This is a genomic window from Actibacterium sp. 188UL27-1 (assembly GCF_016901225.1).
In the GTDB taxonomy this organism is placed as follows: Bacteria; Pseudomonadota; Alphaproteobacteria; order Rhodobacterales; family Rhodobacteraceae; genus 188UL27-1.
On record NZ_JAFEUL010000008.1, the window covers coordinates 197881 to 208359 of the forward strand.

Genomic DNA, 10479 nt, shown 5'->3' on the forward strand with positions numbered 1-10479 from the left:
GACCAGATGGTTTCAGGTCGAGGCGCCTGTGATGTTGCGGCGGCGCCCGCTGAAATTGATCACCATCAGGCCAAGCGCGAGCAGGCCAAAGCCCAGATAGGCGTTGGGGTTCAGCGCTTCGTTCAGCACCCAGGCCCCCAGGGCGATGGCGATTGGGGGGATGATCAGTGTCACCAACATCAGATTGCCAGCACCGGCCCGGGCCAGAACGCGGTAATAGAGCAGATAGGCACCAGCTGTGGCGATCAGCGCGTAATAAGCGATGGCCAGCATGCCGCGTGGGGTTGTCGGCAGGTCGATGTTGCCCTCCCGCAGAAGGGTCAGGGGGAGCATGATCACCAGGGATGCCGTCAGCATCCCGGCAGCGGCCACGACCGGGGACAGCCCGCCAAGCCGCCACCGGCCCCACGCGCCTGCAAAAGCGTAAGAGAGTGTGCCGGCGAGTACGGCAATCTGCGCGGTGGAGCGGAGATCGAAGCCCGTCAACGCGCCCGGCCCGATGACGCTGACGACACCCGCAAATCCCAAGCCGACACCCAGAAGGCGCATTGCCGTCAACCGTTCATCGGCAAAGAACAAGGCGGCGACAAGAACACCGAAAATCGCTGTCACTGCGTTCAGGATCGAGGTCAGGCCGCTTTCAATATGCAATTGCCCCCAAGCCATCAGGCTGAAGGGCAGGACATTGTTGAGGATCCCCATACCAATAAATGCAAACCACACCATGGGGTTGGTCGGGATTTTCAGACCGCGCAGCCATACGATGACCCAAAGCGCGATCGCAGCCCACCCAACGCGGTGAACGACGGAACTGAGCACGCTGACTTCATCCAACGCGATGCGGATGGTCATGAAGGAAGCGCCCCAGATCAGCCCAAGCAACAACAATTCCAACCAAGCCTGGGACGACAATGTCTTTTGTTCGGTCATGAATCATTCTTGTCGCAATCATCCGTGGGATGCGACCCGAAACATGCGAAAACGGCCCCTGTCTCAGGGGCCGCTTGCCACTCGCCAACGGTGACTTGATCAAAAGTTGTAACCGACCTTGAAACCGACGGTGACGGCTTCGTTGTCTGTGAAATTGGCCCTCGCTGTGTCAGGTGTGCCAACTTCTGGAGTGGCGTCGCCTGGCTGAGTGTAGCGAATACCAGTGGTGAATTCGACTTTATCCAGCGTGTATATTGCAGCGACAGTTATTGCCCGCAAACCATCGGTTGGTGCAAGTGGCGAGACAAGTGGGTCTTGTGCCTCTTCGTAGGTATATGAAACCGACCCTGCCCAGTTATCGGTAAACCGCCTGCCAACGCCTAAAGTGTAACTGGTGCTATCATCTAAATCGACCAATCCAGTTGGAGTACTCCCACCAAATACTTCTGGAACAATTTTGAATTCACTCCACTTGGCGTAGCGAATGTTGCCGAAGACCAACGTATCTTTAGCAACGCCAGTTTGGAAATCTAAGTTAAGCGACTCGGGCGAGTCAGTCTCGGTGATGCTTTGCGGGCCGATTGCTGTGCCCAAGAACGTTTCATTCGTTTCGAACTCGTGAGTAATCGCGGAGTTGTAGGTCAGAGCAACTCTGAGCGCGATATCAGGGCGCTCATAGGCAACACCAACCAAGTATCCAAAGCCAAAATCGTTGCCGAGATCTACAGAATATCCATTTGCCCCGGCCGGGTTGCCAAATGGACCGTAAGCAGTTCCCCGCAGATCAATCTGCCCACCAGCTTGTTGGGCACGCACACCTGCGTGAACACTGAAATTTTCATCGAATTTGTAGCGCAAGACTGCTGTGTAAGACTCGGTGTTTGCGACAGCTGAGGTCCCGCCAAGTTCGGTCGTTGCGGGGTCGCCGCCGTATAGAATATCGGCTCCAAAAGGTTGTTCGAAGATGAACGACAAAGAGAGCTTATCGTTTAAATCTGTTTTGAAGCCTGCCCCGAAATTTGAGAAGTTCTTAGCGACATCGCCGTATTCGAAACCGTCAGGAAAAACCGGCGTCACAGTCTGCAGCCCATTGCCTGACACAGACGGGCGGGTATGGCTGAATGAGAATTCGGCGTAGGTGCCTTCTTCGAAAATGATGCCGATCGGTTGTCCCGTGCGATCAAGCCCGCCAGCGATCGCTGTACCGCTGAGCAGGGCCAATCCGCTGGCTGCCATTAGCAGGTTTTTCATGTTCTCATCCCTCGGTGTTCTTTTTGTGTTCACGGACGCTAAGAAATCTGTACCACCTCGGTCAAATCAAACCCAGCGTCACAATTTATGGCGATAGGGGATGCGACCCTAGGGTCACATTAACTAAGCCGCTTGTTTTACGAGGTTTTGGCGGATCTCGGCGCGGATATTGAGCCAGTTGGCATAAAGGATCAGAGCCGCCCCCAATACAACCAGAGCCTGCAGTGATTCCTGGTAAACCAGAACGCCGATCAGGGCGATCACAGGCAACCGGGCGAAATCCATGGGCATCACGATGGAGGCGGGCGCATATTTGAGCGCTGTGGTCAGGCAGAAATGCGCGGTAAGTCCGGCACAGGCAATGGCCCCAACCCACGGCAAAGTTGTCTTGGACGGGAGCGTAATATCGCCATCATATCCTGCTGCAATCAAGCCCAGAACAGCCTGGATAATGGTGAGGTAAAAAAGGATGCAGGTGATGGTCTCTGTCTGGGTGAGCTTCTTCGTAAAGATCGCGGTTGCCGCAAAGGCAATGGCCGACAGTGCGGCTGCGACATGGCCGGGGTTCAAGATCGCCGTGTCGGGCCGCACCACAAGGAGCACACCGGTAAAGGCGAGGGCGGCGGCGAGCCCTTTGATCCACGTCAGACGTTCGGAGAGAAATAGGGCGGCCAGAACCATGACCCACAACGGTGAGGTGAATTCCAGCGCAAAGAGATGCGTCAACGGGATCACCGTGACGCCATAAAACCAAAGGTTTTGACCCGTGAAGTGGAAGACGTTGCGCAGGATCTGGAGGGGCATGCGGCGGGTCGTGATCTCACCCAGGTGACCGGTCAAGCCGCCGATGCTAACCACCAGCACTATCCCGATGAGCGAGCGAAAAAGCATGGTCTCGAACGTGTCCAACTCGCTGGCCACTTCGCGCCCTGCAACTGCCATGCAACTGAATGCCGCGATGGCGCCTGTCATCCAGGCCGCTGCGATGAGTGGTTGGCTCCCTGGCCGTGTCATTGTGATCTCCAGATGCAGCAGCTAGCAAACAGGTGAGGTCCGATGCTCGTCGAAACGATCGGGCGGATCGTGATCGGCATGTCGAGGTTGCGAACCTCGCAGGCCCGCTGGTCGGTGAACATCGGAAACCTCGTCCGGCTGCTAAAAAGCCTGCGCGGTTCAAATGCAAGCCCTCGCGTCATGGGTGGATCGATTTGAAATACGCCGTCCCCCAGTTAGTCAAAGGTCGCCGTGGTCTCGGTCATGGTGATCAAAAGGTGCCTACACCGTCCTACTACTCCTCTATCGCATTCCGCTGTGCACTATTTTGGTCTTTTACGGCCTGCGACAGGCATTGATACGCCCCACTGACATGCGGGGTTATTGGCACGCTTGTATTGGTAAACCACAATCTTAGGGAAATTTTGCGTGTTGTAGCGCCGGTTGAACGTGAACACGACGCTGTTGGGCGCAGCAAGTACCTGATAAATCCGCTGCATCCCCTTTCCGCCTCGCCATCGGCGCGCTCTTCGCCGCCCCCACGGGCTTCTCAGCGATCCGGGGGCTGTCGCAAATCAGCGGCGCTTCCGAAGGCTGGACGCTGGCCTTCGCGATCGTGGCGATCGCGTTCGACGATCTGTCCGGAAATATCTGGCTCGCCCTGTTCCTTCGGGCTGCCGGGTCGCTGGGGATGAGCGTATTCCTGTTTTCCGTTACCTATCACGCGCGTCAGAGCGATGAAGAATGCCAGCCCGATTTCACGAAGAGAAACAGAGAAAAATAGCGTCCTCGGAAGTCAGCAGGTCTCAATCTCTTCGCCGTTGTGCTATCGGTGAGGGCGTGGCTTTCGTCGTATTTGCCGTCACCTAATTTGCGCGTGTGACGTTGTCCTGCATTTGACCACCCACAATGCTCGCGGCGATCAAAAAGGAATGCTGTGCTGCATCATCTAGAAATGGCGCTCAGATGCTCCTGCGCGGGTGACAGACCTTGTCCGAGCATTCGTCGGGCATCGATGCACTTCTCGCGCGCTCAAGCGAGCGAAAGATCGGCAGGTCCGTAACGACCGATTCCTTTAGCCCGTTGAGGCGGTAGTCGAACTGGAAAGTGATCGGGCCCGACTTGGCGACATGGACATACATCCCGTCGCGATGAGTGACTTTGTCGGGTTTCCCTTTGGAGTTGAGGTTCTTGAGGGCAACATCGGTGAGCATGGCGGATCCTTTCTTGAATACCGTCAACTCAGCGCGGCGCCTCCACCTCCTCATTTTTTCTGAAATATCAGTGCGATAAGCAGAAAAACTACCGTCAACTGGGCTAGTGGCAACGATGGTACGACTGAAATTCGCATATGACAAGCCTAACGGGTCCCGTCATCCAATCCGTCAGCATACTGTATTGCTGAACGATAGATCGCGAATGATAGCGACCTAAATATATCTATAAATCAGTGATTTATAGGGCGATGTCCCAAGGCTACCGAACGTCTTCGGCGCTTGGGAATCATTCCCACTCGATGGTCCCGGGAGGTTTGCTGGTGATGTCGTAGGTCACCCGGTTGATGCCCGCAACTTCGTTGATGATGCGGGTGGCGGTTTCGCTCAGAAAGTCATGGGTAAATGGATAGTAATCGGCAGTCATGCCATCGACCGAGGTCACTGCACGTAATGCGCAGGCATAGTCATATGTGCGATAGTCCCCCATGACGCCAACGGTGCGGACTGGAAGGATAGCCACGAAAGCTTGCCAGATCTCATCATAGAGACCGTGTTTGCGGATCTGGTCGATGTAGACGGCATCGACTTCGCGCAGGATGTCCAGCTTTTCGGGGGTGATCTCTCCGGGGCAGCGGATGGCAAGGCCGGGGCCGGGGAAAGGATGCCGCCCGATGAATTCGGCAGGCAGGCCCAGTTCGCGGCCCAGGGCACGCACCTCATCCTTGAAAAGCTCCCTTAGGGGCTCGACCAGCTTAAGCCCCATTTGCTCGGGCAGGCCGCCAACATTATGGTGGCTTTTGATCGTGACAGACGGGCCACCGGAGAAGCTGACACTTTCGATGACATCCGGGTAAAGCGTGCCTTGCGCCAGAAATTCGGCTCCGCCAACCTCGGCCGCATGTTTCTGGAAGACATCGATAAAGAGCCGCCCAATGGTCTTGCGCTTTTCCTCTGGGTCACTGACGCCGGTCAGGGCGCCCAGGAACAGGTCCGCTTCATCGGCATGGATCAGCGGCATGTTGTAGTGGTCGCGGAACATGGTGACGACCTCGGTCGCCTCATCCTTGCGCAGCAGGCCATGGTCAACGAAGACGCATGTCAGTTGGTCCCCGATAGCTTCATGGATCAGAACGGCAGCCACGGAACTGTCGACGCCACCGCTGAGCCCGCAAATAACCTTTGCATCGCCGACCTGGGCGCGGATCTTGGCGATGGCCTCGTCGCGGTAGGCGCCCATGGTCCAATCGCCCGTGAATCCGGCCTGTCGTACGAAGTTGGCATAAAGCTGTCTGCCCTTTGGCGTGTGGTGCACTTCGGGATGGAACTGGACGGCGTAGAAGTGCCGCTTTGGATCGGCCGTGATTGCAAAAGGCGCGTTGGGCGATGTGCCATAGACATGGAAGCCCGGCGCGATTTGGCTGACATGGTCGCCGTGGGACATCCAGACCTGTTCCGGCCCAGCATCAAACCAGCCATCCAGCAATGGTAGATTGTCTTGTGCTGCGGTGACGTAGGCCCGACCGAACTCTGCCGTTTTGTGCCCGCGCTCGACCTTTCCGCCAAGCATATCCATCATCAATTGCTGACCATAGCAAACGCCCAGAACAGGCACGCCCAGGTCAAACACCTTGGCAGGCGCGCGGGGCGAATCATCAGCAAAGACACTGGCAGGGCCGCCCGACAGGATCACCGCCCTTGGCGCGAAGGTTGCCAAAAATGGCTCGGTCACGGCGTTGAATGGGTGAATTTCGCAATAGACATTCAGCTCTCGCAAGCGGCGGGCGATCAACTGCGTCACCTGGCTGCCGAAGTCGATGATCAAAAGGCGGTCATGGGAGCTCTCGGTCATGCCGCCTGATAGGGCCGCACCATGGCTGACGCAAGGGGATGGCGAGGTTGAGAAAGCCCATGGATGTCGTTTTCGGGTCGCAAGCGCCGAAAACAGCGGCGGCGCAGGGCGCCCCATCGGGTTTAGTACATGGCACGGCGTTATTAAGCGGAGAGGCGGATATGACAGAAGCAACCACCAGACGGCGCACCCGCGGCGGTGGCGGTGCAGCCCGCCGGGCCGAGCGCACAGCGGTACGGATCGAATGTGCCCCATATATCAGCCGCAATATCGCAAATTTCGATGTGTTGAACGATGAGGCGCTTGAGATTGTTGAGACCAATGCCGAGATCGTCCTTGAAGAGATCGGCGTGGCGTTTGTTGAAAATCCTACCGCTTTGGCTCGCTGGCGCGACGCTGGTGCCGATGTCCACGGTGAGCGGGTGCATATCCCCAAAGGCCTGGCGCGCAAACTATGCCAGACGGCACCCGATCGGTTCACGCAGCATGCCCGAAATCCCGCGCGTTCGGTCGAGGTTGGGGGCAAGTCCTTGGTCCTCGCCCCGGTCTACGGCCCCCCATTCGTGCGCGATATCGAAGGGGGGCGCCGCTATGCCACGATGGAGGATTTTCGTAATTTCGTGAAGCTGGGCTACATGTCGAAGTGGCTGCATCACTCCGGCGGTACGGTTTGCGAGCCCACCGATATACCCGTAAACAAACGCCATCTGGACATGCTGCTGGCCCATATGACGTTGAATGACAAGCCGTTCATGGGATCGGTCACCGAACCTGTTCGGGCCAGTGATTCGGTAGAAATGTGTGAGATCCTGTTTGGTGGCTTGGACGACCGGACGGTGATGACCTCCCTGATCAATATCAACTCTCCGCTGACATTTGATGCGACGATGATGGGCGCGTTGGAGGTTTACGCCGCCGCCAATCAGGCTTGCATCATTTCACCGTTCATCGTCGGCGGGGCGATGGCGCCCGTTTCCGTTGCGGGAACGTTGACCCAAGTCTTGGCCGAGGTGATGGCTGGCGTTGCCTACTCGCAGCTCATCCGACCCGGTGCGCCTGTCATCTTTGGCGCCTTCGTCGCCTCTATCGATATGAATTCCGGTGCGCCGACATTTGGCACGCCTGAAGCGTCTCAGGTGACCTACGGTGCGGGGCAGCTGGCGCGCCGTTTGGGTTTGCCCTACCGATCTGCCGGGTCGTTTTGCGGATCCAAGCTGCCAGACGCCCAGGCGGCCTACGAAACGGCGAATTCACTGAATGCCGGCTTGCTTTCAGGCGTGAATTTCATGTTGCATTCCTGTGGCTGGCTGGAAGGCGGCCTTGTCTCTTCCTACGAAAAGTTTGTGATGGATGCCGATCAGTTGGGGGTCTTGCACAAGCTGGCCGCCGGTGTGGCCGTCGACGACGCAGCGCAAGCCATGGATGCCATTCGGGAAGTTGGCCCCGGTGGGCATTACCTTGGCTGTGCCCATACGCAATCTCACTTCAAGGAAGCCTTCTGGCGGACCGATATCCTGGACTACCGCCCATTCGAAACCTGGCACGAGGCAGGAGCAAAAGATAGCCAATCCTTGGCTGCCACCCGTGTCGCCAAACTGTTGGATGACTATCAGCAACCCGCGCTGGATATCGCGACTCATGACGCTCTTACCGCTTATGTGGAGCAAAAGAAATCCAGTATGCCAGATGCGTTTATGTAATAAAGTATCGGCTCATTTTACATTTTTTATCCGCAAAGTTGCGCTACTTTTGATGACGTGACGTTATCTGATTGCAAAGCCATTTCGGCCATCAAGGCAATGAGAGTGTCCAAATGACGGACGGCGGAATAGGTTGCATCTCCTGAAACACGCAAGGATTCAATTTCTGCCTCACGTTGAAAGAGCTGTGGAACCGCCTTGCCGGGTTCCGGCAATTCCGTTTGTTTCAGGACGCGCTTAAGATGCTGATTTCTTTGATAATCAACGAGCCCATGGCGCGCTGCGCATAGCAGCAGGCGAGGGCGGTGCATTGTGCGAAGGGTGGCAGTGTAATCCGTCATGGCAGTCTCCGATCTTGTTCGGCAGACCATGCCTCATCCAACAGCCCGTTGCGCTGTCAAGGATTGAGCGTTCGCTGGGGGAAAGATATGTTTCCAATTTTCTATCAATTATATTCGCAGCTCGGAAATTTAACGTTCGGCTAACCAAATCTCTAGAATGGTTTGCTGGCTGGATATCTGAGCATTCCTAGGAATGACGCTGGAGGGTTACATGGAAATGGGCAAACAAAGGGTACAGTCTGTCGGTGCGGTGCCGCCTTGGGTGCCAACCGAAGCGTTGCACTACCTCCGCCATACCGAGCAGGGCCTCTCGATCCGGGCCGTCGCCAGGGATGAGGGATGTCATGCCTCGACCATTCTGCGTCAGATCCGTCGTTTTGAACAACGCCGCGATGATCCGCTGATTGATGAGGCACTATCCAATTTGGGTGCCTCCCACTTTCAGTCAGATATCGCCACGGCGTCAGATCTGAGGGGCCGGGATATGCAGGCAGCACGGAAACGAGACGTCTCGCCGGTTTGCGATGCAGACACGATCAACAGGGAGGCACGGCGCATCTTGCGACGTCTGTCCGAAACGGGTGCGATGCTGGTTGTTGCGCCCGAGTTGCAAAAGGCGGCGGTTCTTCGGGAATTGCCGGATGGGCGTTCGACTCGAACGGGCGTGGTTACACGCGAAGTGGCGCAGGCTTTCGCGTTGAAAGACTGGATTGCGTGTCAGCGAAGTGGCAAGATCGCAACTTACAAGATCACAGCGGCCGGCCGGGCCGCGCTGAAAAGGTTGCTGGCTGAACAGAGCAAAGTCGCCGCTGGGTTTTCAGAGGATCAGTCTGCTTTCGCAGCTCAACATCGCGATTGGGACGAGAAAGAGGTGCCCGAAGAGGGATGTGGCAAAACTCGGCGGGTTAGATACAACATCGCCGAAAGCCCCATCGTGACACTGGCACGCCGACGGGACAAAGACGGTAAACCCTTTCTGGAGGGGGAACTTGTTGCAGCGGCAGAGCGGCTGCGCGAAGACTTCGAACTGGCCCAAATGGCGCCTCGGGTGACGCAGAACTGGGAAGGGTTCCTTACCGCCGGGACCCGATCCGGTTTTGGGGGAGGTGATGCCGGTGGCGGGCCACAAGCTGCGCGTGACAGGGTCGCTTCCGCACTCAAGGATCTTGGCCCGGGGCTTGGCGATATGGTTTTGCGCTGCTGTTGCTTTCTTGAGGGATTGGAGATGACCGAAAAGCGCATGGGATGGTCGGCTCGCTCGGGTAAAGTGGTTCTGAGGATCGCATTGCAACGTCTCAAGCGTCATTATGACGAGAGTTACGGTCCCGGTGGTGGCATGATCGGTTAATGCGATCCAAGTTTGAAACGGCGATAGCCAAGTATTACAATTAAGACCGGCTGTGATTGGCCGGAAAATCGAAAATAGCAATGCGCTTTTAGGAACGTCCAGACCAAACAGATCAAAGCAGTCAGCTTGTTTACCTTTAAAAACAGATCTGGCTTTTTCAAAGCAACCGTATCTTTTATTAAAGTCATAGCTTGATTGGTGGCTGCAGCGACGGGACATTTTCACCTGCGCTGCAGTTTACTTTGAAAATATCAGGGCTTTCTAGGAATTCAAATAGGTTGAGTTGTGATCTTGAGCATATCAAATATTTAGTATGACATGCTGTTTAAATCAATATCACTCCGTTGCGGTGGAGAGGTATTTTTGACCATTGAGATTTGTGGTATTTCCAGAATGCCTTTTATTTTAACCCAAGTATTGATTGATGAAATTTGTTCCTGAGGCTTAAATTAAAAATGGTTCACCCAAGAGGAAACGTAGCGAGTTTTATTTTTATAGTCTGGCTCAGCTAATTACACTAAAGATTAGTCGTATGATTTGATAAATTGGCTTACACGGTGGTCTATTCATGCTTCCAGCTAGTGTCTGCTATGCAGATCGACTTGCCCTGAGATCTGATGAGCAAGATCAATGATCGCTGTTTGAGCATTCCATTCCTGTGACCCTGTCCCAAATGGCCAGTTCGGCAGCGTTCACCATTGTGCTTGAACCAATGGCGAAAAACGGCTTATTGTCGATAGCCACGCGTCCGTCTTCGAGGATCAGAGTGAAGGACGGCCAACGGCTGAAGCAATAGCGGAATGCTTTGGCCAAATCACTCTTGCCCGGGATGCGCGTCAGTTGGGCCTCG

Annotated in this window: 9 protein-coding genes and 1 pseudogene; 2 read left to right on the forward strand and 8 right to left on the reverse strand. The window is 55.7% G+C overall.

The features are described 5' to 3' along the window. Positions 1-12: 12 nt before the first annotated feature. From IU397_RS12880 to guaA, 6 genes are all read right to left on the reverse strand, one after another. A complete protein-coding gene (locus IU397_RS12880; protein WP_204414129.1) occupies positions 13-930 on the reverse strand; it encodes a DMT family transporter in 918 nt (305 codons plus the stop codon). 99 nt (positions 931-1029) lie between these two features. Next, complete coding sequence (locus IU397_RS12885; protein ID WP_204414132.1) at positions 1030-2181, reverse strand: OmpP1/FadL family transporter; 1152 nt, start codon at positions 2179-2181, stop codon at positions 1030-1032. Positions 2182-2304: 123 nt separating this feature from the next. Further along, positions 2305-3195: a DMT family transporter gene (locus tag IU397_RS12890; protein WP_204414134.1), complete on the reverse strand. Its 891-nt coding sequence runs from the start codon at positions 3193-3195 to the stop codon at positions 2305-2307. Between the two features lie 302 nt (positions 3196-3497). Next, a complete protein-coding gene (locus tag IU397_RS23905; RefSeq protein WP_204414136.1) occupies positions 3498-3674 on the reverse strand; it encodes a hypothetical protein in 177 nt (58 codons plus the stop codon). Positions 3675-4136: 462 nt separating this feature from the next. Then, positions 4137-4388 (reverse strand): Arm DNA-binding domain-containing protein, encoded by a 252-nt coding sequence (locus tag IU397_RS12900; RefSeq protein WP_204414138.1) that lies wholly within the window; start codon positions 4386-4388, stop codon positions 4137-4139. A 289-nt stretch (positions 4389-4677) separates the two neighbouring features. After that, complete coding sequence (gene guaA, locus IU397_RS12905) at positions 4678-6240, reverse strand: glutamine-hydrolyzing GMP synthase (RefSeq protein WP_204414140.1); 1563 nt, start codon at positions 6238-6240, stop codon at positions 4678-4680. Positions 6241-6401: 161 nt separating this feature from the next. Here guaA and IU397_RS12910 point away from each other — a divergent pair, with 161 nt between their 5' ends. After that, positions 6402-7940: a trimethylamine methyltransferase family protein gene (locus IU397_RS12910; protein WP_204414142.1), complete on the forward strand. Its 1539-nt coding sequence runs from the start codon at positions 6402-6404 to the stop codon at positions 7938-7940. 26 nt (positions 7941-7966) lie between these two features. Here IU397_RS12910 and IU397_RS12915 read toward each other — a convergent pair whose 3' ends face one another. Continuing rightward, positions 7967-8281, reverse strand: a complete 315-nt coding sequence (locus IU397_RS12915; protein WP_204414144.1) for a DUF6477 family protein — start codon at positions 8279-8281, stop codon at positions 7967-7969. Between the two features lie 211 nt (positions 8282-8492). On the opposite strand from IU397_RS12915, the gene IU397_RS12920 reads away from it, so the two are divergent. Further along, entirely contained in the window at positions 8493-9629 is a 1137-nt protein-coding gene (locus tag IU397_RS12920; RefSeq protein WP_204414146.1) for a DUF6456 domain-containing protein, read from the forward strand. 723 nt (positions 9630-10352) lie between these two features. On the opposite strand, the pseudogene IU397_RS12925 reads toward IU397_RS12920, so the two are convergent. Then, a pseudogene (locus IU397_RS12925) lies at positions 10353-10479 on the reverse strand (transposase); the annotation flags it as partial.